This is a genomic window from Lactococcus sp. UBA7128, from assembly GCF_002492185.1.
Lineage (GTDB): Bacteria > Bacillota > Bacilli > Lactobacillales > Streptococcaceae > Lactococcus > Lactococcus muris.
In genome coordinates this window covers 15,862-42,020 of sequence record NZ_DKXK01000079.1, presented here as the reverse complement: position 1 = coordinate 42,020, position 26,159 = coordinate 15,862, and the positions used below count along the sequence as shown (strand labels likewise).

Here is a 26,159-nt window from a genome sequence, read left to right as displayed (position 1 = left end):
TTTCGTCTACCTAATAATTTTTATAAATAGTTAAAGGAAGTTTTTTTAGATAATATGGTATACTAGGGGTAGTAAAAGGAATTTTTAAGGAGTTCTATATGAAAAAATTTAAATTACCATTACTTATAGTGAGCTCATTTGCTGCTCTCTTACTTCTTGCAGCTTGTGGCAACAATACGAATGCTAAAAAAGACACAAGTTCTGAATCTTCTAGCTCTGTCAAAAGTTCTACCTCAGACACAAACAAAAAATCTGATACAAAAGCTTCTGAGAGCACAGACACTGCATCATCTACAGAAGCTCCAAAATCTTCCACCACTGAAAGCAGTGACACGGGTTGGGTAGACAACTCGAATAATCCTGTAGAAAATAACGGTGCAGGTGGACACAGTCCACAAGCTGACTCTAATGCATCTTCCTCTCACTCAGAAACAGACACTGTCGGGCATTCTTGGGTGTTGGTCTACGTTGATAAGTCTGGAAACAAGCATGAATCAACAGTTTCAACATCTTACAAAGAGCTTCAAGATAAAGCCAATGCTTTACTTGCCTCTGGTGAAGCAACCTCTTATTATTTTATTCAAAAATAAAAAAAGTAAGCTATTAGATTTTATCTAAAATAGCTTACTTTTTATTTGGGGCAAGCACATGTTCTACAAAGCATCATTCATAATAGAATGAATCATCGAAATCACTCTACCTGTTGATTTTCCATCGCTGTATTGGTAAGTTTTTTTGAAAAAATCACTTCTTTTTTTCTTATATTCATCGTCCTTACAGCTTTGAAGTGCTCTGATTAGGTCATCTTCATTAAATGCCAACTGACCTGGAAATTCATTCCTGTAATCAATGGTTAATCCTGGTTTCATTGAATATTTTTTAAAATCAGGAACATAAGCAACAACAGGCTTGTCAAAAATCATCCAATCAATAGCAATAGCAGAATAATCTGTTATTAGAACATCGCTCACACAAAAAATTGAGGAAATTAATTCATCCTCAATAAAGAGAACATTAGGAGTATCAGCATATCTTGAATCTGGAATCAAAGGGTGTGCCTTATAAATAATAATGTAGTCGCTCCCTAGGGCTTTCTGCACACGCTCCAAATCTATAGCGACTTCTCTAAAATGGGTGCTTATACGGCCACGGAATGTCGGAGCGTAAGTGATAACTGTTTTATTTTCTATGAAAGGATACTTTTCCAAGAGCCTTTTTCTTGTTTTATCTACAAAGTCCGAATCAAAAATTTTATCGTTGTTAGGTATGCCTGTTACAAGTACATTTTTCTCTGAGAGATTAAAGGCTTCAGCATAAATCTTTTTAAAAAAATCAGAGTTCGCAATGACATAGTCATAGTTTTTAACTTCATAATCACGCTCTACCTTGTTTCCAAAATTCTTCAACGCACCTGTCGCATGCCATACTTCCAATACTTTGACTTTGCTTCTGTGAGGAAATTTAGAAATCACAAAATTATTGTAGTCAATGATAACCAACTTTGAACTTTGGATGATAAAAAGCTGTCTGATACAAGCCAGGCCATATCGGAGATTTCCTAAAAATGTTGGCTTGAACTTGAACAACAAAGTTTTCAGCTCATATCTCTGTTCTGCGGCTAGAGCTTCATACAAAATTTTAAAATCTTTTGAGAGGTTATCATGCTCTAGAGAGATAAAGGTAATTCGATTTTTGTGCAGGCGCGAAAGAAAAGTAAATGGATAAAAGAAAGACAAAATAAGAGTTAATACAATCGCTTTAAATTTCACTAAAAACCTCTGTCATTCTTCTTTAAAACTGTATTTTAAATCTTTTTTGATTTGACTTGAAGAGTGCTTGCCGCGAGAAAAATACATAATTTTTAGCTCAGGAAATTTCTCCTTCAAAAAGGCAAGTTTTTCATGCCACTCCTCTCCCATAGCAAATATATCAACATCAAACCTATCAATATACAAGCCCTTATCCTCCCATGATTGCTCAGAAACCACTAGATTCCCCCATCGCATCGCTTCTAAAACGCATTTTCTAGTATTACAGTTTTTACAGGCTTTTTTATTCTTTCCTTCCTTAAATTTATCTGTAGAAAGCATCACAATACGCCTGTCTCCCAAATTTCGAACATGTCTTAACATATCACTATGACTTTCGTGCAAAATGTCAAAGCTTCCTGCTACTAGAGTTATTTTTTCTTTCATCCATTTATTCTCGTGTTAATACGCTGTCCTCCTTGTACCTAAAGGCACTAAGGAGGAACGGCAATTCATATATCAATTGCCTGAGCGTCTTATTCATCATTCTTCAAAAAAATATCGTTTTTGAAGAATTACTTCATAATCTTTTATTAAAAGTTGCTGCGCTGATTTGGAATAGGGGACACGCTATCATCCTTACACCTAAAGACACTAAGGAGGATTGATTGATGAATTATTGTGCTAATTGCTCTTGAAGCAAGTTACGAACGCGTGTTTTTTCGTCTTCAGTCACTACTTGAAAACTTAAGCTATTGAGCATCTGTCCTTGTCCTTGAATGGATTCATGGACGACATTACCAAAAGCTTGATTATAATTCAGTACGATTTTTTGCATCTGATCCCAAGTCAAATCTGTTTTAACATTTCCACCCAGAGCTTCAAGAATACCTTGATAAGCCGTGAGACTTTGCGGAGATTTTATCTTACTTAGAATAGCAGCGATAACTTCTTGTTGGCGCTTTTCTCGTCCATAAGTCCCCCTTGGATCGTCATGGCGCATACGAACATAAGCAAGAGCTTCCTTACCATTTAAAGTATTTTCTCCCTTATGAAAAGTCATATCATCAACCTTAAAATCTAGGTCAGAGTTAACGGTTATCCCGCCTAGAGCATCAACCAGATGTTCAATACCGCTAAAATTCATGGTCACATAGTGATCAATATCCAGTTGAAGCAATTGATTGACCGCTGCTATGGAAGCTGCTGCTCCTCCCTGAACATAAGCAGCATTAATCTTATTAGAAGCTGTAATGGATCCGTCTGCAGCTTCAATAAAGGTATCTCTGGGAATGGAAACCATGGTCGTTTGCTTTGTTGTCGGATTAACCGTAACCAGCATCAAGCTGTCTGTTCTGCCTGATAAATCTTCCTGCCGTGAGTCAAGACCCATGATTAGAAAAGATAAAGGCTTATTTTCACTGATCGCACGGCTGGCCTCCGCTTGGTTTTTCGAAGTTTCCAGTGGAGCATAGGTTTTATCAATATTTACCCTTGCTGTCTGGTAGAAAAAAGCAGCAAAGGCCGTGCCTGTAACAAGTAGAAGTCCTAAAGTAATTAATATTGCGTTTCTTATCGGATGTTTCTTTTTCTGCTGTTTTTTCTTGCTTCTGTTCATTGCCATACTGACCTCTTTTTCTATCACATATATAACTACATAAACATTTCTTTTGTGACATTTTTTCCATCACATTATATTCAATTATATCATTATTTGCATCTTTTGCAACGAGATTACAATTTTATCGTCAATAAATTAAAGTTATATATTTGAAACTTTAATATTTGATAAAAAAAGAAAGGAAATCCTTTCTACTGCATAATCATTTCAACAATTTTTCGGCTGCTGTTGCTTTGAGAACAGGGATTAAAGCGCTGGTTAAAAGCTTTTAACCGCTCCTGATCAAAGTGCCTATCTCGAATGGCTAAAAGAAGTTCATCCTCCGTCTGAAATGGCGAGCTGGGGAGGTCATTATGTACATCCAGATAGAAACCTCGCAAGGCTGTACCATAAACGTCTAAGTCATACATATAAAAGTAAATAGGACGATTCAAAATAGCATAGTCAAAGAAAACCGATGAATAATCTGTTACTAATACATCTGCCATAAGATAAGCTTCATGAATGTCCGAAGTCGCAGGCATCGAGAACACAAAATCTCTTAGGTTCGCATCAATCTGAACTTGATTTGAAATTAAATAATGCGGTTTGAACAGGACAACGTAATCTTGCCCCAGCACAGTTTTCCAACGTGCAAAATCAACTTGTAACTTGATATGGTAACCGTCTAAGCCATAAGTATCATCCCGCCAAGTGGGGGCATAGAGGATGACCTTTTTATCTAAAGGCAACTTATAGGTTGTTTTGAGTTGTTTCACTTTTTCAGGTGTTGCTTTGCTCAACACATCTGTCCTTGGATAGGCTACTTGAATCATTTTTTCTCGAGGAAACTGAAAAGCCGTTTCAAATTTTTCAGCCGCAAAGGAAGAAGGTGCAACCAGCCAATCCCAGTGCCTACTGTCTTGATCATAAGATTTGACCATTTGCCCGTGCGTCAGATAGGCACGATAATGTTTACCTGTGTCTTCAATATCATGCCCTAAACGTTTCAGAGGCGTACCATGCCAAGTTTGAAGGTAAATCTGGTCTTTAGCCTTGTGATAATAAGGCGCCATTTTGGCATTGAAAACCCAGTATTTTGCCTTGACTAAGGCTTTGTAGTAAGCCAAACTGTTGAACTTAACCACCTGAGCAGCTCCTGCAACGGGATAGGGCTTTTTTAAAGCCCAAACCAGCTGATAGTCCGAATAAGCAGGATGCTCCCGTAAAGCTTCAAAGATAGCGCCAGGGCTGTCCCCTACTGATTTGCCATTATAACTAGCAAAAAGAACCATCTTGGGTTCTCGCTTAATGAAAAAGGTTAAGAGGTATAAAAATATTGCAAGCAAGGATTTTAATACAACGCGCCTTAAGTTCCCCAAAAAACTCACCCATGTCATGACTGATTCTCCCTAGCTTTGCTTTGATCATTTGTATTTGGCTTGTTTTCAGCGCCTTTAATCATGAAACATCAAAATTTTTGAATTCTTTTGCCACATCAACCAGCGCTGCATGGAAAACCATATCCATATCGTAGTATTGATAATTCCCTAAACGGCCACCAAACTTGACTTTATCCGCTATCTTATCTGCCTCTTTACGGTAAAGTTTGAATATCTCAGAATTTTTATGATCGTTAACTGGATAATAAGCTTCCTTAGTTTTGTCCCAATTTTGAGGGTATTCTTTGGTTATCACACTCTTGCCCTCGTCAGAGTTTTGATCAAAATGTCGCCACTCCATCACTCGCGTATAAGGCGTTTCGGCATCTGTGTAATTAATGACGGCATTTCCCTGAACATTGTTAGAGTCGTGTATTTCATGCTCAAAATGTAGAGAACGCCACTCTAACTCACCATGTATGTAGTCAAAAAAGCTATCAATCATACCTGTATAAATAATCCGTGGAAATTCTGCCAAGTAAGCTTCTTTATCCGCAAAGAAATTCACGCTTAACTGCACATCGATCAGATCAGAAGCAAGCATCTTCTCAAAAATAGACGTATAGCCATTCACTGGTACACCTTGATAACGATGATTGAAATAGTTGTTGTCATAAAGATAACGAACAGGAAGGCGCTTGATGATAAAACTTGGAAGTTCTGTGGCAGAACGCCCCCATTGTTTTTCAGTATAGCCCTTGATTAGCTTTTCATAGATATCTGTACCGATGAGAGAGATGGCTTGTTCTTCTAAGTTTTTAGGATGAGCGATTACTCCAGCTGCTTCACGTTGTTCTGCGATTTTGGCTGCTGCTTCTTCTGGCGTTTTAGTGCCCCACATCTGGTAAAAAGTATTCATATTGAAAGGAAGATTATAACGTTCTCCCTTATAGTCTGCGACTACCTGATTAATGTAGTTATTGAACTCCGTAAACTGGTTGATATAGTCCCAGACTTCTTTATTATCCGTATGAAAAATATGTGCCCCATATTCATGAACATTAATCCCCTGTTCCTTGCGCGTATACATGTTCCCACCGATATGGTCGCGTTTGTCAATCATGAGTACACGTTTGCCTCGTTTGGCAGCTTCATAGGCAAAAATAGAGCCATAAGGACCTGTACCAACAATGAGATAATCGTAGTTTTTAGTGTTATGCTTCATCCGTTTTTAAGCTTCGCTTTCTTGTATATTTTGCGCAAATTTACAGGCTTTCCAATCAAGCCTACAGGGTAAACTGCTCTCCTCCAGCTGTAAATCACTGATTTAATTTCAAATTTTCAATATAAGGGTGATGGCCATTTTTCCATGAAAGTTGTCCTGTGTAAAGCGCACGATGACCTCCTCTATGATAGCCTATGCCATTGACCCAGCCATGGAGCATCACATGGGTTCCTCCAAAAATGTCCAAACCACCAGGACCAACGACAATTCCCCCTGTGCTGTGTGTCGTTAGCAAAGGGGCTACATACTGATAAGGGCCATAAAGATTTTTACTCGTGGCATAACCTGTAAAATAATGTGACGTCCCGTAATTACCTGCTGAGAAAAAGAGGACGTAAGTACCATCTGGCGCTACGGCTAATTCTGGATTTTCAATGGTTGATACAACTTTCTCTGTGCCGTTGTGAGGGGGATTAGGGATTGACAAATCTGTCAGCAGTTTTTTAGGATTGCTCCCGATAAGCTCTGCATTACGGTCAATCTCAATCATCCACAAGTGACTAGGAATTTTGATGTCATTACCATCGTTCTTATAGAGGAGATAATATCTGCCTGTATTATGGTCCTTAAAGAAAGCAGGATCAATGACGCCACCTTCAGTATCTGAGATAATGAAAGGATAGTCTCTCGCCTCAAACTTCGCTGTGGCACTCTTAGTTGTAGCGATTCCAATACGGCGTTTGCCATTTTCTTTACTGGGTGCTGAAAAGGCCAGTAAGGCTTGGTCGTCCCAAACCACCACATCCGGCGCCCAAAAATCCGTAGCTTTTGACCATTCTGGTGTGTGAGGCAAGGCATTCCCGCGTAACTTGTAGGTGCCTTGTGGCGTATCTGCAGTCGCAAAAGGAACAACGCCGATATCTGATGCTGTTGAAAAAGCGTAATATTTCCCTTTAAAGGCTATACCTGCAGGGTCTGGGAAGTTTTCTGTTGGTTCTCCTATTTTTTCTTTGGTCATGATGTTCTCCTTTTTGTTTTCCTTTAACTTTTTTAATAGAAATACAATACTTTTATAGATGAAGGATTTTTTCATAATGCTCCTAATGTTCCTTAGAAATATTTGCCCCCAGATTTTAACTTTCAAAAGAACTTCTGTCCCACTTACACTCCATATAGTGAGAGGATATCTTTCCAATGCCCTGTTTGTTTTAACAAGTGTTCAATTATCTCACGCACAGCGCCATCACCTGCCTTGCTCCTTGAAACATAATCTGCAATAGCTTTAATCTCTGAAACAGCATCTACTGGGGCGCCTTTGAACGCTGCCTGACTCATAGTAGAAAAATCATTCAAATCATCTCCAATGTAAGCGACATTTTCGTATGTCAGACCTTTTGTTACCAAAAGCGAATCTAACTCTGTTTTTTTATCAGAAATCCCTTGAATTGCAATAATTCCAAGCTCCTTAGCACGTATATCCACAGCTTCACTCTTTCGCCCTGTCAACATTATTGCCTCAATGCCAACTTTGGAAAGGGCAGCCAAAACAAGTCCGTCTTTAATGCTAAAAGCTTTAAATTCTGAACCATTTGTTCCTAAATACACCTTGCCATCAGATAAAGTACCATCAACATCTAGAACTATTAACTTTATATTTTTTAAATGTGTCATAAGGTAATTCCTGTCTTAAGAATTTCATTGCTCGCAATTGTGCCAACTAAATTTTTATCTTTATCAAAAACAGGAGCTGCACTAATGCCTGCTTTTACCATAATTTCTAATGCGTTTATCGCTAACAAATCTTCTGTTAGAACGATTGGATTGGGAGTTGCAATTTCGCCAGAGGTAACTTTATAAACATCAAGCTTTCCTGCTACCACACGTCGGACATCACCATCTGTAATTACACCATAAAGACGATTTTCAGCATCTAAAACATTGACAAGTCCGAGCTTCCTTTTGGAAATTACAAGAAGCGCTTCGGCTAATTGAGTGTCCATTTGAGATACAGGAACTTCTTCTCCAGTAACCATAAGGTCTGAAACTTTAAGCAATAATTTTTTTCCCAAAGCACCGGCTGGATGAAATAGAGAAAAGTTACGGTCACTAAAGCCATGAAGCTGACTTACCACAATAGCAAGAGCATCTCCTATAGCAAGAGTTGCTGTACTTGAACTGCTCGGAGCTAGTCCATTTGGGTCGGCTTCTGATATTTTAGGTAAAACAAGCGCAATATCACTATGTTTTGCTAAGGAAGATGAAGAATTACCCGTAATTGAAAGTAATCTCGCTCCTATCATTTTTATGTTTGAGATTAATGCAATCAGTTCGCCCGTTTCCCCGCTGAAACTGATACCAATAACAATATCCTTGGCTTCAATCATTCCTAAATCCCCATGCGCAGCCTCTGCAGCATCAAGAAAAAATGATGGCGTTCCAAGACTTGAGAAAGAGGCTGCAATTTTTTCACCAATATGACCTGATTTACCGATGCCACAAACAATTACCTTTCCTGTCCGTGTGGCAATCAACTCAATAACTTTTTCAAAATCAGCGCCCAACGTTTTTTTAGTGGCTTCTAAAGCTAAAATTTCTGAGTCAAATACTTTTTGAGCAGCTCGAATTACATCAATTTCTTTATTCATGGTTAAGCCTTATTCACCAAATTATAGATTTCAACTAGTTCTGTCAGTATCTTATCAGCATCTTCAAGTCTCACTTGATTAGGACCATCTGCCCAAGCGTTAGCAGGATCTGGATGAATTTCCATAAAGAGATGGTCAATTCCCATCGCAACAGCTGCTTTTGCTAAAGAAGGAACATACTCTCGATTTCCACCTGTTGTTTCTCCTAGTCCACCAGGTTGTTGAACAGAGTGGGTCGCATCAAACACAACGGGATGTTTCAGTGTTTGCATGTAGAGCATTCCCGTATAATCCACAACCAAGCGATTATAGCCAAAAGTTGAACCGCGTTCTGTCAGCCACACGTCTTTTGCCCCAGCTTCTTCTAACTTAGTAATTGCATTTTTCATGTCCCAAGGCGCAGCAAATTGCCCTTTCTTAACATTGACAGTCTTTCCTGTTTGAGCAGCTGCAACTAACAAATCTGTTTGTCGAAAAAGAAAGGCTGGAATTTGGATAATGTCAACAACTTTTGCGACAATCTCAGCCTGATAAGACTCATGTATGTCTGTTGTTACTTGAATGCCATGAATGTCTTTTACCTTTTGTAAAAGTCTTAATCCTTCTTCCATTCCCAAACCACGTTTGGAATTTATAGAAGAGCGATTGGCTTTATCAAATGACCCTTTAAAAATGAAATTGATTCCCAAGCGGTCCGTAATTTCTTTAAGCTTAGCAGCAACTTCAAGGACCATTTCTTCATTTTCCATCGGATCTGGTCCAGCGATTAGTGTGAGTTTTTTGTTCATTTTGCTATCTTTCTTTTATTTTTTGATATACTTCAGCTTGAGCGAAGTCATAAATATCATCAATATCTACACTTTCATATTTACTTATCTCAAATGGATAGGCCGATTTCCCATGATATAATTTCCACTTAATCATATCTTTCCTATTAGCTATATAAATACCATCATTAACATAAAAATAATTAGGCAGATTATTTTTTGGAGTGATGGGAAGAATTGAATAGTCAACATTAACAGGTCCACTATCATTCCAAATATATTTTTGAAGCTTTGTTACAGTTACTAACGAATCAAACCCTTTTTCTTTAACTTCCAAAAATTTATTAATTAGTTCAGGACCAATAAGAGGAGCTGTTGCAAAAGCCCAAACAAGGATTTCCCCATCTAGATTGCTTGCTATATATTCAACAACCTCATTAAAACTCTTTGTCTTTTCATCAGCATAGTCTCTAGGTCTATATTGATCAGCTGCTCCGTTTTTTCTTGCAATATCAAGCATTTCCTCAGAATCACTAGAAACAACTATACGAGAAATTTCTGGAACTTTCTTTAGCTGATTTATTTTATTTACTAATAGATTTGTATCTCCAAAAGGAAGCAAATGCTTATTGGGTAATCTTTTACTTCCCGCACGCACAGGAATGACTGCAACAATTTTTTTATTTATCATGCAGCCACTCCTATATTCACGGTTTGCTGTATGATGTTAATTCTACTTATCGCTGCTTGCTTGCGATTATACCCGAACAAATAATATTTGCAAACTCAAAATCTTCCGGAGTATCAATATCGAATGCCTCAATTTTAGATGCTTCTAAAAGATAAGGCTTTTCACCATATCTTTGTCCTAGTTTCAATGCTATTTCACGTTTCGTCATATATAAACCCATTGTTTCGATAATGGTATCCTCTAAATCCTTAGAGTTTGGAACATGATTTCTGTTATAAGTTGGGCGATTTTCTCTCCATAGATATAGTTTTTCTTTTCTAACAAGAACTACAGAATCATTGTTATCTGATGCTTTTAATGTGTTAATTCCTCTTTGTATAGTCTCTTTTTTTATAAATGGGGAGGTCCCTAGACCTTGAATATAAATATCAGCTTCCACCTGTCTGACCTGATTCATAAAAAGCTGATGACCATCTGTATTATTATTCGCAAATTTTGCCTCACGCTTCAAAGGAATAGCACCACATCCTTTTCCTATCTCCAAAATTTCATCTGAATCTGAATCAATGTAAACTTCATCAATTTCTTCAACAGTCAAGAGAGTTTCTAATAAATGTTGAAATAGGGGTTTCCCAGCTAGGTTACGCATGTTTTTGCCTAAAACCCGTTCACTCGTTCCTTTGGCTGGAAGAAAAGCTACTACTTTCATCAAAATGCTCCTTCCTCATCGTATATTGTCATTGCATCCACTCCTAAAGTAATTTTATCAATGATATTCTTCTCTGTTTGGATAACTTCAATAGCTCTGGTAACCACTTTTTCCTCAATTTCTTGCGGGATGATGGCAACACCATTGATATCAGCGAAAATCAAATCCTTTGGTTTAATACTAACTCCATTGATTGTAATCGGTACATTATGACCTTCAAGGGTAGCACGCCCGCGTACGTCCTGAGCAAAGTAACCTACGGCAAAAACTGGATAGCCCAAGTCTTTGACTTCTTTGGCATCACGTGTTACTCCTCCAATGATAGAGGCAATTGCTCCACTACGAATAGCCAAATTCGCATTCAATTCTCCAAAATAAGCTCTGTCAAAGACTTCATTTTCAACAATAATAATATCTCCTTCGTTGACACTCTTGTATGTATCTAATGCAGCATATATTCCCCGAAAATCTTCGCCTTCTTTTAACTTTCTTATCTTTAAAGTATTTGCACGTCCAAAACTTTTTGCCCCTTCAATATTGGGATGTAAACCTGCAATCATTTGATTTTTATACCCCATATCATCCATAATGTCGGAGAATATGGAGGAGTTAAATATGCTTGATAAGCTTTTCAGTTTTCTACTTGTTAAATTTTCCATGTTTTTACCTATAAACTTCCATCTCTGGAGTATGCATATAAACGCTATACATCACCACAATGTTTATCCCTATTTCAATAATTTATAGAGGCACCTACCCCATTACCTTATTCGATTACTAATCTCCCTAAAACTTCTTTCAAAATGTTTCAAATTAAGGCGCTCAACAGTGTCCCATTGTTCCGCATATCCTAAGGGCTGAATATATAATGCCTGGTTTGAGAAACTCAATTTAAATGCTGCTCCATATTTTTGTATATCATTCTGAGTTTTAGTTTTCCTTGTCACAAAATGTAAAATCTCATTGCTTTCAAGTTCAAAACTATACTTAGTTTCACTTTCTTTTAAAATAAGTAAACTTCTATAGTCATTATTGTTGATATTAGCATATGACTCCTCAAAGAAGATAACATTACTGCTTTTCTTTTGTTCCTCTCTATAATGTTGAACTATTACAAAGGTGCTTTCTCCAGTATATGCAACAGTCGGATTATAAGTCTCTGCCTTTAAATCATCTCTGTTAAAAAAATACTTGAGTAACAAATTAATTTGACTGATATATGGAGAATGGGAATATATTATAGGATTTTTATTGTTATCCAAAATGAACAATAAACTCGAAAATAGCTTATGATAATTGACAAAACTATAATAAAAATCATCTCCCAAAACAATATTGTTATCCGAAAACTTCTCCATATAGGCAGATGCTGAACTAGCAAAATGAATTGCCCTTGTGTATTTCTCAGGTAATTCAGGATAAAAATCTATAGGAAGCGGGGATAAACTATGGACTCCCAAGCCGTACCACTCTCTGTTTTTTTCATCTGAAAACCATGACCTTGGATGGTGTTTAAGGTGAATTATATCATCCACAGATGCATAAAAATCTAAAGCGATTTGAGTCCTTAGCGTCGCAATCTCGGTTGCTGCTAAATACGAATCATGGTCTTGATCAAATCGTTTTAACAGATACTTCACCCTTTCACCATGCCTAGGAGTTATCGCCCATTTTCTTATAAATCGAACATTATTCAAAACTACCAAAGTCGTAGGATTTACTATATCTAATTCAAAATGTCCAAAAAAATCTTTTATTTTACTGAGCTCGTATTCACTTAAGGATTTCAGGCTATTATGAAAATCAAAAAGTTCATGTGATTTTCCTTCGTATTTTTTTTGAGATAATGATGAGGTCGAGAATAAAATGGCCTTATCAGAACTACCGTTTGGAAAAGAAGCGCTGTGTTTTAAAAGCAACTTTAAAAACGGACCATCATACTTATATTTACTTATTTTTTCAAAATAATCAGTACCAAGTTCAAAAACAGAGATAGGTAATTTTTTTAAAGAAGCATATATCTTAAAGCTGCCTTCCCAAAAATCACCTGATGTATAGAATTCGCTAAATTCAGTAAGAATGATATTATTTTCCGAAAAAAATGAGTCGTATTCACTTTGAGTAGCAGCTTCTATTTCTTCAAAAGTCTTATACCTAGGCCACCCCACTCTCAAGCCTTTGTCAAAAATGATAACTTCATCAAATATCCCGCTATGAATAATATTATCTATTTTTAAATTCGCCCTCTTTAGTGAATCTTTGCCTTCAACTTCATCAACCTCTGAATTATTTGTATCATTTAAAATCAAAATTGCATAGGCCGCTTTATTAACTGTTAATCTGTGTACAATGCTCACTGTCAATGAAATCGGTAACGAAACATTATATATGACTTTCTTCTGTTTTTCCATTTTTTAGCCTTTTATAACCCTTCTGAACTTACGAACCCCTTTTTTAAAACCTTTTGAAATTACAGTAACATTGTTCTTTTTATCAGATTCCTCTACATCAGTAATAGCTATCAGTCTATTTTTTGAAATCGTCATCATAGTATCTTCAATGTAGCCTATATTATTCTGAACAATACTGAAATGATTCTCTCCTTCTCTTGATGTTATTGATAAAAAATTATAGTCAAAAGCTGCATATCGCTCTGTATAACCAATCCAGATACTAAATACATTTTCATCAAAAGTATAATATACATTTTCTTTGAATACTTGATTGCCTTTCTCCCACTCTAGTTGAAGAACTCTAGATTTGAGTGAATCACCATCACCTTCGATTAAAAGTGATAGCAATAAGGTATCGCGTTTAATTTTTTTGTTATCTCCCATATAGATAAAATTAATTACAGCACTGGCATTACTTGTTGGGGCGTTCGAAATGATAATCGAAAACATTCTCACTGCCGTATTTTCACCTTGCTTACTTGTTTGACCAAAAACAATTTTCCCTGTAGATTCTTGAATATCTACATTTGGTACAATGCTGCTTTCTTTTCTTAACTTAATGTTGTGAATTTTAAAGTAAGTTTCAAAATCATATTTTCCAATATCTTGGACAGTCTTTATTTTTTCCATCTCATGAATATTATTCGAATATTTCAACGGGTTAAGTGTATCAATTTCATATTCAGATAAATATTCATTTTTTAATGCATCAAAAAGTAATTGCTTAAAGTCATTCTTTACCCTATTGTTTTCAAACAAGAACCAGAAAACTGTTCCTACAATTTTTAATTTATACCTTTCAATTTGTTCCGGTTCATTTGTCTTCAAAAACTTAAGCATTGAAAAATGAAGTTTAAGTTCATCATTGAAATTTTCATTATAAGTCCCCATCAATCCTTCTGGTCTAACAATTCTTAATAGTAGTTCTTTGTTAAGTGAGGAAATTTTTGATGTTGAAAGCAATGCTGTATAAGTGAAAAAGGCATCCTCAGCTACAAATTGATCTAGATTTTTCAATCCAGCATTTTTAATGAAATCCAATAAAAACATCTTGTCATAAAGATAGGGCGTTATTTGACGTAAATCAATATCTTTTCCTGAAAATCTGCCTTCATTTTCTAAATATGGATTAAATACAGGCTGTATTTCTCCATTTAATCCTTTTTCAGCCATTCCAAAAACTATAATATCCGATGAGGTATTAAAAGCTCTATAGTATGCATCATGAAGTAAGTATGGATAAAATTCGTCATCTGCATCTAAAAACTGTAAATATTCTCCCCGTGCAAGTTGAACACCAATATTGCGCGCATTTCCTGGATTACTCTGACCAATTGATTTAAAAGTAATTCTATCATCACGTTTCGCAAATTCTTCAATAATTTCTAAAGAATTATCTTCAGAACCATTTTCAATAATAATGATTTCAATTTCACGAAGTGTTTGCTCTGTAACTTGTTGAAGTGTCTTTCTAAGGTAGAGTGAGGCGTTATGAACTGGAATCACAACACTGACCTTATAAAGCTTCTTCAAATAATCTATGTAATATTTCTCAGGATTATTTGCAATTTGTTGTATCTTCCACGTATAGATGAAATCAATACTTGTTAAATTATCTTGTTCTAAAGCAATTTTAAAGTCTTCCGACATCTCTTTTAAAACATCTAAAACTCTTTCATCCCGAGCATGGGTCATTTTTTCAATTGCCCAAAAATATTTTTCAAACATTTGCTTGTAAAATTTATAAAGATATTTTTCTAAAGCACCCTTTTCGATTAATTGAGCTCTTATTAATCGAAATTGTTGAATTAAAAATTCAACTTTTTTTCCGATATTGTTTACAGTAGAATTTGGATTATCTTGACGATAAAAATAGAGAGGGTCCTTGATAAACACCATATCCCTTGCAGAAATATTAATTTTCCAAAAAAGACCTGTGTCACCATAACTTTTGACTGATTCATCCCAAGCAATATTATTTTTCTCTATCATAGCTTTACGATAAATTGCATTCCAGGGATAAACTTGAACAAAAATATCACTGTTTTTCACATCAATTAGTTTGTCATAATTGTCTGGATATTCCCACAAGATATCACGTACTATGCTCTCCTTCTCTGAAAATTCAGTCCAGTTTGAACGAACAACATCAACATCAAATTGCTTAGCTGTCTGATAAAGGCGCTCATATGCATTTAAAGCAACATAGTCATCACTTTCAAATTCAGCTATATATTCACCGCGTGCCTCACGTACTCCTAAGTTAAACGCTTTACCAATGCCACCGTTTTCAACGTTGAAAACTCTAAACCTCGAATCACCTGAAGTAACTTTTTCTATAATTGAAGAACTACCGTCAGTAGAACCATCATTAATAATAATAAACTCTAAGTCTGTTAACGTTTGATTCTTAAGACTAAGCAATGCCTCTTCTAAATAGTTCTCAACGTTATAAACTGGAACAATAACTGAAACCTTAATCTCACTCATTCTTTTCTCTCACTTTCCCTTTATGCATCCTTGAAAACCCCTCAAACCCATGTTCATGCCAAAGATCAGTGATAACTAACAAGCGGTAGTTGTCATTGTCAAAATCTTTGGGGAGATGAACAAGGTACGAACTCTCTCCTAAGGATTTAACCTCTAATCTTACCCTGTTATAGTATGGGTCTTTGAGCTCACGGAGTTCCACGTATTCAACCTTTTCTCTTGTAAAGCATTTAAAATAAAATTTATCTTCCTCAATCTTTTCAGCAATGGCACGTACGTTAATCTTGACTAAAGGATGTTTTTTATTGAAGCGTTTGAAAGCGAACTGCTCACCATCAAACTCAAAAGCTTTGAATTTTCGTACACCCAAATGACTTATACGATGCCAACGATGAAAACTCATAAGCTTTGCAAAAGCTCCCTCTTTCAGATACTGCCAAGCGACCATACGTGCGCCAGTTCGGAAATGTTGTGTGGGGTCAAACCCTATCTGCCCCAGATAATAATCGATTTGCGTTTTGAAATCTTTGAACCTCTTTTTTCCAAAAGTATAACCAATATCCGTCCGGAGGATAAAATCCCAAACCAACCACTCTAAACGTCGAGAGATAAATTTTTCCTTAGATAAGTCATCCGGATAAGTCCTGTGGATATAGCCTAAAGCACGTAACCAAGAAATCATAAAGTCTCTGTTGATTGTTTTGGACAAGCTCTCATTATCTGCATCACGGTTCAAGTAGGTTGTTAGTCGCTCTCCTTGTGTTATTGTTTTAGAAAAGCGCATAGCCTGATAGAAAAAGGTAACATCATCTGCCACCCGCTGATGAACAAAGTGGAGATTATTATCATGAATCAGCGCGCTGCGTACAATGACTGCCTGCGGGCCAAGCCAGCCATAAAACTCTGGCGACAAGCTATTGATGTCGCGATTAAAAATCTCTCCCTCATAATAATACGGTTTAGACTTCATCGAAAGATGACCATTGACAGATTGAACCATTCCCGTGACAGCAAAATCATCACTTGAACGATCCAATAAGTCAGTCATATACGCTAGAGCATCAAGATCATACCAGTCATCCGCATCCAAAAAGACCATGTATTGCCCGCGCGCATTGTCAATACCTACATTTCGCGGACCATGTGCGCCTCCAGTGTTTTTATCAAGCACATAGAGTTCAATCGAAGGATACTTTTCCATATAAGTCTCAACTATTTTTATCGAGTCATCTGTCGATTTGTCATCCAAGAACATGATTTGAATATGTTCGGCCGCTAAGGTTTGATGAACCAAGCTATCCAACATCTTTTTCAGATAAGGTGCGTTATTATAGTTGGCAATGACTACCGAAATCTTAGGCTCCTGGCTTATCTCTCTTGAAGTAGTCAATGTGAAAGTGGGCAAAGATGATTGCCAGCTATTATCCGTTAAAGGATAGGCGTAATGTGAAAATTCTTCAGCTAAATTCATATCTACTTTCTATAAAAAGTCGGAAATACGTTCACGAATGTTATAGTGCAACTGTGTACCTAATAACAAAATGAAGGAGGTAATTGCCCAAAAAGACAGGATGATAGAGGGGTCTACTTCCCAGAACCATTGGGTGCCAAATATGGCATCTCTAAAGCCCTCAATCAAGTAATAAAAGGGGTTGATCATCACGGCTTGGAGTAAAAATTGCGGAATCTGATTGAACTGCCTCATCGAAAAAACGGCACCTGACATGAACATTAAAAATCGAAATGAATAATTCAAAAAGAACTTTAAGTCAGGAAAGACAATCATAATCGTAGCATTTAATAAGGATGTTGAAACAGAAAAAATAACTAAGGCAAAGAAATAATAAATCACTTGTAAAAGGTGAAGACTAGGAACAAAGCCATTATATATAGCTCCAATAAGTCCCGCAGTAATCATAATCCAAAACTCACTCAAAAAGCCAAAAAAAGCGGATGTGGGAAGTATGCTGACGGGAAACTTCATCACAGAAGCCATACGCAACTGGTTATAGGTCGTTAGAGCCCCCGAAACTATTGTTTTTTGCATGAGTCCCCAGACACCAAGCCCAATAAACATCCAAGGGAGCACAGGATAACCACCGGGGATGACACGCTTCATCAGGATGCCAAACAAGAGGTAAAATATACCCAGTTGAAACAGGGGATCCAAGATTTCCCAAACACGGCCAAACCGATTACTCATGGTTGCACTTTTTGTGTTATATCTTGACATGTTATAAGCCACGGGTAAGTATCGTATTTGTTCTTTAAAGTATTGCAAGACGTTACTCATTTTGCACACCTTTCTGATTTATATATGTGATATGTACGGATAGGGAAGGAGTAAAGTTCCGGTCATCAAGAAGTTTTTTCCTTGTAGGCTGTCTATGGACTAGTTCCCTGGGACTTTGATTACTTGATTAGCCATGAGCAGGCTTAAGTCCTGCCCCTGATTCAAACGAACCAGTTCCTCAACGCTCGTGTGAAATTGGAGTGCAATGCTCTCCAAGGTATCGCCAGCTTGAACGGTATATTCTGTCAAGGCGGTTTCACTTTCTCCTGAAGCTTGATTTTCTGGCACTTGAATAATCTGTCCCACCATCAAAACACTTAAGTCCTGCGCATGGTTCAGGCGAATCAACTCCTCCACACTGGTGTGAAATCGGAGCGCAATAGCATCTAAAGTATCACCAGCTTGGATACTGTATTCTACCAACCTAGGCGTACTTTCTTCTGTTTTTTCTTCTTCATTTTGAGAGTTTTCATTTTCATCTGTTTTTTTATCTGCTTCTTCTTGAACAGCTTCTTCCTGAGCTTTATCCTCTTGAGGAGGTTCAGGCGGCAGATTGCCCTGTTCTCTCTGACGTTCTAAAAAACTCTGCTTAGGCTGAAACAAATGGTTGCCAAAGAAACCGATCGGATTCTTTAATGAAGTCATTAAAGTTGCCTTAGAAGTGTTAACTAAAACAAGCCAAATAAATAGAAAACCAAAAAAGAACAGTAAAACCTTGGTAGGTAAACTAGACTTCTTCTTAATCGCTTTTGAGGTAAATTTTTTAAGGTTATTTTTCCCTTTTCTGGTCTCTCTAGTTTCTGAACGTCCAAGTTCTTTTTTATACTCTTCTAGGGAATAAGCCAGCTGTTCTTGGCGGACTTTGGTTTTATAGTCTTCCTGCTGTTTCCGATCTAAACCGTTAAACCAATGAATGAAAGCTTCATACTTGGGCAAAACCTCATCAACTGGGCCGTATTCTTTAACCGCCCCATAATGAAGCCACAATACCTTATCCGACCAAGAACGCACCGTCGAGATGGAGTGGGAAACGAGCAAAATCGTTTTCCCTTTTTCACGAAATTCAAACATTTTTTTCTGTGATTTCCCAACAAATGTTTGATCCCCAGTGGCTAATCCTTCATCAATAACCATAATATCCGGATCTTGATGAACCATAACTGAAAAACCCAGTTTGGCGCGCATACCGGAAGAATAGGTCTTAACACGTTGATCAATAAACTCTTTGAGTTCGGAGAAAGCGATGATATCCTCCATTTTTTCCTCAATTTCACGCTTAGACATCCCTGACATCAGCCCTTTAAGTCGGATATTTTCACGCCCCGTCAAATTTCCATTGAGACCTGAGGAAGCAGAGATGATTGAGACATCACCATTAATTTCTACTTGACCTGTCGTTGGTGAAATTTGACCCGAAATAATGTTAGAAAGTGTTGATTTTCCTGAACCATTGAGTCCTACAATACCAATGGTTTCACCGTCATAAAGCTCAAAAGATACATTACGCAACGCCCAAAAATCTTGTTTATTAGCCGGAAAAAAAGCTTTTTTAATGCGAGATTCACCACTTTTAGTACTGATTAAATCAAAACGTTTTGTAACATATCTCGCTTTAATTTTTATCTTTTTGTCATTTTTCGTAATCATAGCTCCTTTTATTATACATTTTTGTTTCTTTATGTCAAATTATTATCTACTGTTTCTGGGCAGCTTCATTTGATTAAGTGTATATCATACTTAAATTCAAGATAAAAAACATTCAATTTAAGCAAGCAAATAAACAAGCCACAAAAAAAGAACAAGTTCTCACCCGTTCTTGCTCAATTTTAACCAGTTTTTCCTTTAGAACATTGATATCTGAAAGTTTTTTTCCAGAGAAATTACTCCCTTAGCTTTTAAATTCCCCTGCTTCTCTTATGTTGTAACAAGTTTGATACGTCTCGAAACCATTTCTTGCATTTCATTTATAGCAGCGTATCATTTTGTGTTTTTCAGTTTTTTTAATATAATACCAGTAACATAACATTCTTTACCAAAAACATTCAAAAGATTGGAGAATTAAATGGAAAAAGTAAGGAGTTTCAAATTAAGAAATAACGGTGGGTTTGTTGCTAGACTTCACGTCTTTAAACTGCTTGATGGGACATGGAAAAATATTACCCCACCATCAGTCCGTCGTGACATCACCCTAGGCGCAGAACGTACAATAGACTTACAAAATATCCCTGAGCTATCCCCTGGAGAAAAAGTTAAGCTTAAAGCAGAAGTTGTCTTGGGAAAGAACAGAGTAGCCAATGAAGAGTTTATTTACGATCCTGCAGGTCCAACTGTAGTTTATGAGATTGTAGGCACAACCTTAAGCCCCAAACTCAGACTGTCACGAAGAAACTAAGTTTTCTAATGAACAAATTGTAAAATGTTTAGCCAAACGAGTCGCTCTTCATAACTAAAAAACGGCAAAAGCATTATTGAAGCGAAAAAAACAGCTGTCCAACCTTAACACTCTCTTGCTCCTGACACAGCTACAAAAGCGCCTCAGCAAAAAGTCACAATGTTACTGTTTGAACTCAAACAGTAAAAAAATGCTTAACCACGGTTGAGCATTTTTTACTGTTAATATTTTTTCGACTTTTTCTTAGCTCTATTGCCAAATTTGCCCTTAGCGGCATCAGCGTAGAATGGCTTTTTCTTTTTTGACTTTCCTTTGTATTTTTTTCTTTGAGTACTTTCAGAGTGATTTTTTTCCTGTCTTGAAGTTTTACGCGCCTCTTTTTTATCAGAAGGTCTGCGGCGTGAGACTTTTTCTTTTTTAGACTTCAAATTTCTTTCAACAAGGTCAAGCTCACTCTTGACATACTCAAAATCAATATCACCCGTCACCTTATCCGCTTTAGTGACTCGAATTTTAATCGGCTGACCAATACGGAAAACAAGTCCTGTTCTTTCACCAACAAGCGCCATCATACGTTCATGGAAATTCATATATTCCCCTTTAATGGTCGAAATATGGATCAAGCCCTCAATAGTATTTTCAAGTTCAACAAACATCCCAAAGCGAGTCACGCTGGCAATAACACCTTCGAACTGTTCACCGACATGTTTTTCCATGAATTCAGCTTTTTTCATCTTTTCAACTTCACGTTCAGCATCAACGGCACGGCGCTCACGGTTGCTTGATTGTTGGGCTATTTCTGGTATTTTTTCCGCCCAGTATTCGATGGTCTTTGGACTTGGTTGAGCCATCTCACGAATCAGGCGATGGATAATCAAGTCAGGATAGCGACGAATCGGGCTGGTAAAGTGCGTATAGTTTTCCGCTGCCAAGCCAAAGTGCCCATAGTTGTCCTCAGAATAACGCGCTTGTTGCATGGAGCGCAGGAGCATTGTCGAAAGAACCATTTCTCCTGGTTGACCTTTCACTTTTTTCAAAAACTCTTGCAAGGCTTTTTGGCTGACTTCTGTCGAAGTTCCTTTGACTTGCAGACCAAAGCTTGCAGCAAAGTCGATAAAGCGTGTCATTTTCTCTTCTTTTGGATGTTCGTGAATACGATAAATCCCTGGTAAATGACGCGCTTCAAAGCTGCTTGCGACTGTTTCATTGGCAATCAACATGAAGGACTCAATCATGCGCTCTGCTGTTCCTCGGCTGCGCTTACGAATTTCGATAGGCAGGCCATTTTCATCAACGATAATGCGTGCTTCCATAGTTTCAAAATCAATGGAACCACGACGATGACGCATTACTGCCAAGGCTTCATGAAGTTCAGCCATGACTTCCACAGATGCTTTAATGGCAGCGTATTTTTCCAATGCTTCTTCATCACCAGCAAGCATCAAGTTGACATCATCATAGGTCATACGTTCTGTCGTCTTGATAATGGAAGGACCTATTTGTGACTGAAGGACTTTTCCCTCAGGGGTAATTTCCATCACACAAGATTGCGTCAACCGATTAACGCGAGGGTTAAGCGAACAGATACCGTTTGATAGGCGTTCGGGCAACATTGGCACGACACGATCAGCTACATATACTGATGTTCCACGCTCAAAAGCTTCACGGTCTAAAGGTGAATTTTCAGTGACATAGTGAGACACATCAGCGATATGAACGCCCAACTCATAGTTTCCATTATCCAAGCGTTTGATATGCACCGCATCATCCAAGTCCTTGGCATCAGCACCATCGATGGTGAACGTGATTTCCTTACGATAGTCCACGCGCCCTATGATATCTTTCTCATCCACTTCTTCTGGAATAGCGTTAGCTTGTGCCAAAACGTCTTCCGGAAATTCAGAACGAATACCGAGTGAAGCTAAAACTTCAAGGACATCGATGCCTTTATCTCCTGCTTGACCAACGATTTCGACAGCTAATCCCTGCATACTTTTCGGATTTTTCTTATCCGGATAAGCTGTGATGTCGACACGCACAAGCGCTTTATCTTCTGGGACCAAGCCTTTATCTGTCAAAAAGATAGGATAAGGCAGTTTTTTGTTGCGTGATTTTACATAACCTATGCGCTCAAACTCTTTTCGTTCTTTTTCGTCAAATTTGACAAAAGTTCCGACAAGTTGAGTGACCGAGCGTTTCAAAACTTCTGTAACAACGCCTTCAGCGCTTGTGCCTTTTAAGGGATTAGCATTACTTTTTAGTTCGACTTTTACTTCATCCCCTTCAAGGGCAAAAGCTGTTCTTCCCTTAGGGATAAAAATTTCAGGTTCCTCTGAATCGATAGTCACGAAGCCAAAACCATTTGAATTTGCCCGAAAGCTTCCGACAAGTTCAGCCTTCACTTTAGCAAGTCTAACTTTGCCATTTTTCGTAAATTCCAGTAATCTTTCACTTTCTAAGGCAGCCAAAGTCTTAACAAACCGTTTAAAATCTGAAGCCTTCGTAAGTCCTAACTTAACAGCCAATTCTTCAACAGTGTACCCTCTCTTTGGATGCTTTTTCAGCTCATCTAAAATAACTTCTTTTATTTTCATAGTTCTCCAACATCTCTTTTTCAGTGCTCTTTTGTGGTTCTTTTCAACACTCATTATTATTTTAAAAATTAAAATGCGGACTGTAAGCAGCCCGCTCTACTTTTTAGTTCGATAAACGATAAACGCTCAACTGATTTATCTGCGCTCGTTTATACAATAAGGGCACTAATCTTAAACAGCCCCATCTTTTTCATCGTCCGCATGGAATAATGATATTATAACATATTTGATATTTTAGTGAACCACCTTTTACTGAACGTGATCAAATTTTGCACCTGCTGTCGGATGCTTATGAAATTCAAAGGCATCCAGAAGGTCATCACGTGTGTTTCGATCTACCGAGATATTCTGTAAGTTTACAACTTCTTCCCGTGAGAAAAAGCGTGCCTCCGAAGTTTCTAAGCCCGGCTGCACTTCAAAAGTTTTCGCCTCACAATAAAAGAAAAGTTTGTAGACATAATTCAAGCTTTTAGGATAAGGATGTTTGGCCTTATCAACAAGCTTAAACAGCTGCAAGGGCATCACCACAAGGCCACTTTCTTCTCTTACTTCTTTTTGAGCGATTTCTGCTGGTGAATAACCAACATCTGCCCAACCACCAGGTAAAGACCAGCGTCCTTCTGCTTTTTCTTTCACAAGTAAGAGACGATTATCTTCAAAGACAACAGCTCTTACATCCACTTTTGGTGTGACATAACCTAAGTCTTCATTAAAAAAGGCTTCTAGTTCATCTTCTGAATAAGAGGTCAGGTTTTGCGAGAGTTCAAGGAGAATTTCTTTCATTTCTTCCAATCTTTCTCGGTCGTAAACATCTTTAGTATAGTGCAAAGATGTGTTTACAAGAGCTTTGAGCTTTGCTAGAGCTTGAGTTGTATCCATCGCTAATCCTCCTCCCTCATTTTATCACACATACTGAATCACGCAAAAATTCTACTATTAGTAATGTTCGAAACTTGATGCTCTTGCCTATATAATGGGAAGCGCAAGATATACAAGAAAACTGCGAATAGGCGGTCCTCATGCTGGCATTAAAAACCTCTTCAGTTTTGACGAATAAAAGACAAAACATGCGCGAGTCACGCTAAAAGAGCAAGGATAACCTTTTATGAAGGAAATTGGCGTTGACCGCTTTATGCGTGGACAGATTGGTATGAGTATTTTTAAACGTCTATGTAATTGGATGACTTTTGGAATATGGTCGCTCATAGACTGAATTCTCTCTCGTGAAAGTATACAGCATACATGGTGACACTGACACTATTAGCTTTATCGGCGGGATTACTTAAAACGTTCACCACGCTTGCGCCTTATTACCCGGATGACGACACCTGAAAGGGCGCAAAATGAAGCGCCAACCGTAGCTATAGCTCCTAGTCCTTCTAAAAATAGCTTGTGAGAGTGCGTACCATAACTAAATAAAACAAGACTAACGCCTATTATGACAAGCCATGTATGACTTACTCTAATGTGATTGTCCATCGTACTCTACTCCCTCCAAAGATTTTCTAGGATATTATTATAGCACACCTTTCCTCTCATTTTTCTAAAAATGTTCTATAGAAAATTAAATTTCCAAGTCAATGTTAGGATTTTCCTAAAAAGACAACTGTTCTCGCTATGGAATTTAAACTACAACTTCTTTCCTTTATAGTTCTTAATCAGCCACCAGCCTAAGACACTAAAGACCACTGGTCCAGCAATCATCGAAATAATATCCGAATAAACACTGCTCAGAGAAGCACCCGAAGAAGCTTGGAAATAGTTTATTACCGGTTCAACAATTGTGAAAAAGTCTGCCATAATAATCATCAAAGCCGCAAGCCACGAAATACCAATAGCAAACTGTTCATTTTTCATAATGGTAAAAGGCTTCTCAATGGCATGATTTTTCTTGAACTTGATATAAGCAAAAACAATGAATACATAAGGAAGGCTTGAGGCTATATTACTCATATTGGTGATTACCAAGAAGAATTTATCCGCAGCTCCTTTGTTTATAAGTGAAATAACCATGTTGAGCAAAATCATGAGCGCCACAATGATAAATTGTGCCTTCATGGCGTTTTTAGGGACACCGTCCTCAATTTTCCCAAGTTTACCCGGCCACATCTTTTCAGGTGTCCCCTCCATCAGCTGTTTAAGTGGAGAATAAATAAGTGTAAAGAGGGCGCCTGTCAGAGAGAGAAACATGGAAAGACCCACATAACGGGCAAAAACTGTTCCCCATGTATGCACTGCACCAGACGATAGATGGAAGACTTCTGCCAACTTTTCTCCCAATTCCTGCATCATAAAGTAGGTTATATTCCCTTGGTTCACTGAACCATCCATAATACCAGGAATCCAGTCCTTATCAAAATTAATGAAAAAGCCAGTACAAAGTATCATGAAAGAATAACCAATACCGATAATGGCAGCCGAAAGTAGGATACCTTTAGGAAAGTTCTTTTTCGGCTCCACAGTCTCATCGACAAGTCCGCCCACTGACTCCACACCAGCATAAGCAAAGATTGCATAAACTAAAAAGGCAATAAAAGTGACAAAACTTGCAGGTTGTAACGTTGGATTAGGCGTTGACACCAAAGACTCCAGCGTCAAAGGGGTGGCTGGATGAAAACCACTTTTCGCTAAAATAATAAAGGCACCAATGATGAGGATAAAGTTAAGTGAAACAACAGCAATTCCTCCAATGGAGGCTACTTTTTTTATCGTTTCAAGTCCTTTAAGAGAAACAAAGGTTACAAGGAACATGATGAGTATGGCCAAAAGTGACACGATAACTGTGCTGGGCAGAACCGTTGTCCCAAAAATCATATTAGAAATGGGCACCAATATACGATTTCCCACTGAAACAAACCAAATGACCCAGGACATATACCACATCAATGTGCCAATCATAGCAAAGGACGGGCCCACTGATTTTTCCATCCATGTATAAATTCCTCCTTTTTCAGCTTTGAAAGCTGACCCAAATTCGGTGACCATCAGAGAAAAAGGGATGAAAAAAACCAAAGCACTTATGATGTACCATATAATCGATCCATATCCCATTTGAAAAAAGGCAAGTGGAACATTACCAAAACCATAAACGGAGGTAAAAATCATCAAGGCTAAAGAAATTGCAGTTAATTTATTTTTGGAGTGTTGCGACATTATCTTTCTCTCTTTAT

General features: G+C 37.5%; 23 protein-coding genes. 3 read left to right on the top strand and 20 right to left on the bottom strand.

Translation table 11 applies throughout. The features are described from left to right. Positions 1–98: 98 nt before the first annotated feature. Positions 99–590, top strand: a complete 492-nt coding sequence (locus tag B4H39_RS08720; RefSeq protein ID WP_202230208.1) for a hypothetical protein — start codon at positions 99–101, stop codon at positions 588–590. A gap of 63 nt (positions 591–653) precedes the next feature. On the opposite strand, the gene B4H39_RS08715 is transcribed toward B4H39_RS08720, so the two are convergent. The 17 genes from B4H39_RS08715 to B4H39_RS08635 form a co-directional block, all read right to left on the bottom strand. Then, positions 654–1,769 (bottom strand): CDP-glycerol glycerophosphotransferase family protein, encoded by a 1,116-nt coding sequence (locus B4H39_RS08715; RefSeq protein ID WP_202230207.1) that lies wholly within the window; start codon positions 1,767–1,769, stop codon positions 654–656. A gap of 12 nt (positions 1,770–1,781) precedes the next feature. Then, positions 1,782–2,195, bottom strand: coding sequence for an adenylyltransferase/cytidyltransferase family protein (locus B4H39_RS08710; RefSeq protein ID WP_251421543.1), 414 nt, complete (start codon positions 2,193–2,195; stop codon positions 1,782–1,784). A 229-nt stretch (positions 2,196–2,424) separates the two neighbouring features. Then, complete coding sequence (locus B4H39_RS08705; RefSeq protein WP_251421538.1) at positions 2,425–3,372, bottom strand: LCP family protein; 948 nt, start codon at positions 3,370–3,372, stop codon at positions 2,425–2,427. 188 nt (positions 3,373–3,560) lie between these two features. Continuing rightward, positions 3,561–4,748 (bottom strand): CDP-glycerol glycerophosphotransferase family protein, encoded by a 1,188-nt coding sequence (locus B4H39_RS08700; RefSeq protein WP_251421534.1) that lies wholly within the window; start codon positions 4,746–4,748, stop codon positions 3,561–3,563. Positions 4,749–4,809: 61 nt separating this feature from the next. Next, the gene (gene glf, locus B4H39_RS08695; RefSeq protein ID WP_202230203.1) at positions 4,810–5,955 is read right to left on the bottom strand and encodes a UDP-galactopyranose mutase; all 1,146 of its coding nucleotides are present in this window, start codon (positions 5,953–5,955) and stop codon (positions 4,810–4,812) included. 94 nt (positions 5,956–6,049) lie between these two features. Further along, complete coding sequence (locus B4H39_RS08690; protein ID WP_251421531.1) at positions 6,050–6,973, bottom strand: glycoside hydrolase family 43 protein; 924 nt, start codon at positions 6,971–6,973, stop codon at positions 6,050–6,052. Between the two features lie 143 nt (positions 6,974–7,116). Further along, positions 7,117–7,626: a KdsC family phosphatase gene (locus B4H39_RS08685; RefSeq protein WP_251421529.1), complete on the bottom strand. Its 510-nt coding sequence runs from the start codon at positions 7,624–7,626 to the stop codon at positions 7,117–7,119. Further along, positions 7,623–8,600 carry a KpsF/GutQ family sugar-phosphate isomerase gene (locus B4H39_RS08680; protein ID WP_251421526.1) on the bottom strand — a complete coding sequence of 326 codons (978 nt, stop codon included), beginning with the start codon at positions 8,598–8,600 and terminating at the stop codon, positions 7,623–7,625. The genes B4H39_RS08685 and B4H39_RS08680 overlap by 4 nt, the downstream gene beginning before the upstream one ends. Before the next feature lie 2 nt (positions 8,601–8,602). Then, a complete protein-coding gene (kdsA, locus tag B4H39_RS08675; RefSeq protein ID WP_251421521.1) occupies positions 8,603–9,388 on the bottom strand; it encodes a 3-deoxy-8-phosphooctulonate synthase in 786 nt (261 codons plus the stop codon). A 4-nt stretch (positions 9,389–9,392) separates the two neighbouring features. Beyond that, positions 9,393–10,058, bottom strand: coding sequence for a cytidylyltransferase domain-containing protein (locus tag B4H39_RS08670; RefSeq protein WP_251421518.1), 666 nt, complete (start codon positions 10,056–10,058; stop codon positions 9,393–9,395). A gap of 46 nt (positions 10,059–10,104) precedes the next feature. Then, entirely contained in the window at positions 10,105–10,767 is a 663-nt protein-coding gene (locus B4H39_RS08665) for a cytidylyltransferase domain-containing protein (RefSeq protein WP_251421515.1), read from the bottom strand. After that, a complete protein-coding gene (locus tag B4H39_RS08660) occupies positions 10,767–11,426 on the bottom strand; it encodes an RraA family protein (RefSeq protein ID WP_251421511.1) in 660 nt (219 codons plus the stop codon). The genes B4H39_RS08665 and B4H39_RS08660 overlap by 1 nt, the downstream gene beginning before the upstream one ends. Before the next feature lie 102 nt (positions 11,427–11,528). After that, a complete protein-coding gene (locus tag B4H39_RS08655; protein ID WP_251421508.1) occupies positions 11,529–13,178 on the bottom strand; it encodes a hypothetical protein in 1,650 nt (549 codons plus the stop codon). A 3-nt stretch (positions 13,179–13,181) separates the two neighbouring features. Beyond that, positions 13,182–15,710, bottom strand: a complete 2,529-nt coding sequence (locus tag B4H39_RS08650; RefSeq protein ID WP_271328066.1) for a glycosyltransferase family 2 protein — start codon at positions 15,708–15,710, stop codon at positions 13,182–13,184. After that, positions 15,703–17,181 (bottom strand): glycosyltransferase, encoded by a 1,479-nt coding sequence (locus tag B4H39_RS08645; RefSeq protein ID WP_251421502.1) that lies wholly within the window; start codon positions 17,179–17,181, stop codon positions 15,703–15,705. The genes B4H39_RS08650 and B4H39_RS08645 overlap by 8 nt, the downstream gene beginning before the upstream one ends. Before the next feature lie 9 nt (positions 17,182–17,190). Beyond that, positions 17,191–18,003, bottom strand: a complete 813-nt coding sequence (locus B4H39_RS08640; protein ID WP_202230193.1) for an ABC transporter permease — start codon at positions 18,001–18,003, stop codon at positions 17,191–17,193. A 99-nt stretch (positions 18,004–18,102) separates the two neighbouring features. Further along, the gene (locus tag B4H39_RS08635) at positions 18,103–19,650 is read right to left on the bottom strand and encodes a LysM peptidoglycan-binding domain-containing protein (protein ID WP_251421499.1); all 1,548 of its coding nucleotides are present in this window, start codon (positions 19,648–19,650) and stop codon (positions 18,103–18,105) included. Between the two features lie 415 nt (positions 19,651–20,065). Between B4H39_RS08635 and B4H39_RS08630 the strand changes: the two genes are divergently transcribed. Beyond that, entirely contained in the window at positions 20,066–20,395 is a 330-nt protein-coding gene (locus tag B4H39_RS08630; RefSeq protein WP_251421496.1) for a hypothetical protein, read from the top strand. A gap of 221 nt (positions 20,396–20,616) precedes the next feature. On the opposite strand, the gene rnr is transcribed toward B4H39_RS08630, so the two are convergent. Beyond that, a complete protein-coding gene (gene rnr, locus B4H39_RS08625; RefSeq protein WP_251421493.1) occupies positions 20,617–22,989 on the bottom strand; it encodes a ribonuclease R in 2,373 nt (790 codons plus the stop codon). Between the two features lie 249 nt (positions 22,990–23,238). Beyond that, positions 23,239–23,868 (bottom strand): NUDIX hydrolase N-terminal domain-containing protein, encoded by a 630-nt coding sequence (locus B4H39_RS08620; RefSeq protein WP_202230189.1) that lies wholly within the window; start codon positions 23,866–23,868, stop codon positions 23,239–23,241. Between the two features lie 226 nt (positions 23,869–24,094). On the opposite strand from B4H39_RS08620, the gene B4H39_RS08615 reads away from it, so the two are divergent. After that, positions 24,095–24,202 (top strand): NINE protein, encoded by a 108-nt coding sequence (locus B4H39_RS08615; RefSeq protein ID WP_251421489.1) that lies wholly within the window; start codon positions 24,095–24,097, stop codon positions 24,200–24,202. A 416-nt stretch (positions 24,203–24,618) separates the two neighbouring features. Here the strand turns inward: B4H39_RS08615 and yjeM are convergent, their stop codons facing one another. Further along, on the bottom strand, positions 24,619–26,142 hold the full coding sequence (gene yjeM / locus B4H39_RS08610) for a glutamate/gamma-aminobutyrate family transporter YjeM (protein WP_251421486.1): 1,524 nt from the start codon (positions 26,140–26,142) through the stop codon (positions 24,619–24,621). Positions 26,143–26,159 lie beyond the last annotated feature (17 nt).

What these genes read in the sequence shown, in the direction of transcription:
- B4H39_RS08720 (WP_202230208.1), top strand. Translation starts at nt 99, where the DNA reads ATGAAAAAATTTAAATTACCATTACTTATAGTGAGCTCATTTGCTGCT.
- B4H39_RS08710 (WP_251421543.1), bottom strand. Translation starts at nt 2,195, where the DNA reads ATGAAAGAAAAAATAACTCTAGTAGCAGGAAGCTTTGACATTTTGCAC.
- B4H39_RS08705 (WP_251421538.1), bottom strand. Translation starts at nt 3,372, where the DNA reads ATGGCAATGAACAGAAGCAAGAAAAAACAGCAGAAAAAGAAACATCCG.
- B4H39_RS08700 (WP_251421534.1), bottom strand. Translation starts at nt 4,748, where the DNA reads ATGACATGGGTGAGTTTTTTGGGGAACTTAAGGCGCGTTGTATTAAAA.
- glf (WP_202230203.1), bottom strand. Translation starts at nt 5,955, where the DNA reads ATGAAGCATAACACTAAAAACTACGATTATCTCATTGTTGGTACAGGT.
- B4H39_RS08690 (WP_251421531.1), bottom strand. Translation starts at nt 6,973, where the DNA reads ATGACCAAAGAAAAAATAGGAGAACCAACAGAAAACTTCCCAGACCCT.
- B4H39_RS08685 (WP_251421529.1), bottom strand. Translation starts at nt 7,626, where the DNA reads ATGACACATTTAAAAAATATAAAGTTAATAGTTCTAGATGTTGATGGT.
- B4H39_RS08680 (WP_251421526.1), bottom strand. Translation starts at nt 8,600, where the DNA reads ATGAATAAAGAAATTGATGTAATTCGAGCTGCTCAAAAAGTATTTGAC.
- kdsA (WP_251421521.1), bottom strand. Translation starts at nt 9,388, where the DNA reads ATGAACAAAAAACTCACACTAATCGCTGGACCAGATCCGATGGAAAAT.
- B4H39_RS08670 (WP_251421518.1), bottom strand. Translation starts at nt 10,058, where the DNA reads ATGATAAATAAAAAAATTGTTGCAGTCATTCCTGTGCGTGCGGGAAGT.
- B4H39_RS08665 (WP_251421515.1), bottom strand. Translation starts at nt 10,767, where the DNA reads ATGAAAGTAGTAGCTTTTCTTCCAGCCAAAGGAACGAGTGAACGGGTT.
- B4H39_RS08660 (WP_251421511.1), bottom strand. Translation starts at nt 11,426, where the DNA reads ATGGAAAATTTAACAAGTAGAAAACTGAAAAGCTTATCAAGCATATTT.
- B4H39_RS08655 (WP_251421508.1), bottom strand. Translation starts at nt 13,178, where the DNA reads ATGGAAAAACAGAAGAAAGTCATATATAATGTTTCGTTACCGATTTCA.
- B4H39_RS08650 (WP_271328066.1), bottom strand. Translation starts at nt 15,710, where the DNA reads ATGAGTGAGATTAAGGTTTCAGTTATTGTTCCAGTTTATAACGTTGAG.
- B4H39_RS08645 (WP_251421502.1), bottom strand. Translation starts at nt 17,181, where the DNA reads ATGAATTTAGCTGAAGAATTTTCACATTACGCCTATCCTTTAACGGAT.
- B4H39_RS08640 (WP_202230193.1), bottom strand. Translation starts at nt 18,003, where the DNA reads ATGAGTAACGTCTTGCAATACTTTAAAGAACAAATACGATACTTACCC.
- B4H39_RS08635 (WP_251421499.1), bottom strand. Translation starts at nt 19,650, where the DNA reads ATGATTACGAAAAATGACAAAAAGATAAAAATTAAAGCGAGATATGTT.
- B4H39_RS08630 (WP_251421496.1), top strand. Translation starts at nt 20,066, where the DNA reads ATGGAAAAAGTAAGGAGTTTCAAATTAAGAAATAACGGTGGGTTTGTT.
- rnr (WP_251421493.1), bottom strand. Translation starts at nt 22,989, where the DNA reads ATGAAAATAAAAGAAGTTATTTTAGATGAGCTGAAAAAGCATCCAAAG.
- B4H39_RS08620 (WP_202230189.1), bottom strand. Translation starts at nt 23,868, where the DNA reads ATGGATACAACTCAAGCTCTAGCAAAGCTCAAAGCTCTTGTAAACACA.
- B4H39_RS08615 (WP_251421489.1), top strand. Translation starts at nt 24,095, where the DNA reads ATGAAGGAAATTGGCGTTGACCGCTTTATGCGTGGACAGATTGGTATG.
- yjeM (WP_251421486.1), bottom strand. Translation starts at nt 26,142, where the DNA reads ATGTCGCAACACTCCAAAAATAAATTAACTGCAATTTCTTTAGCCTTG.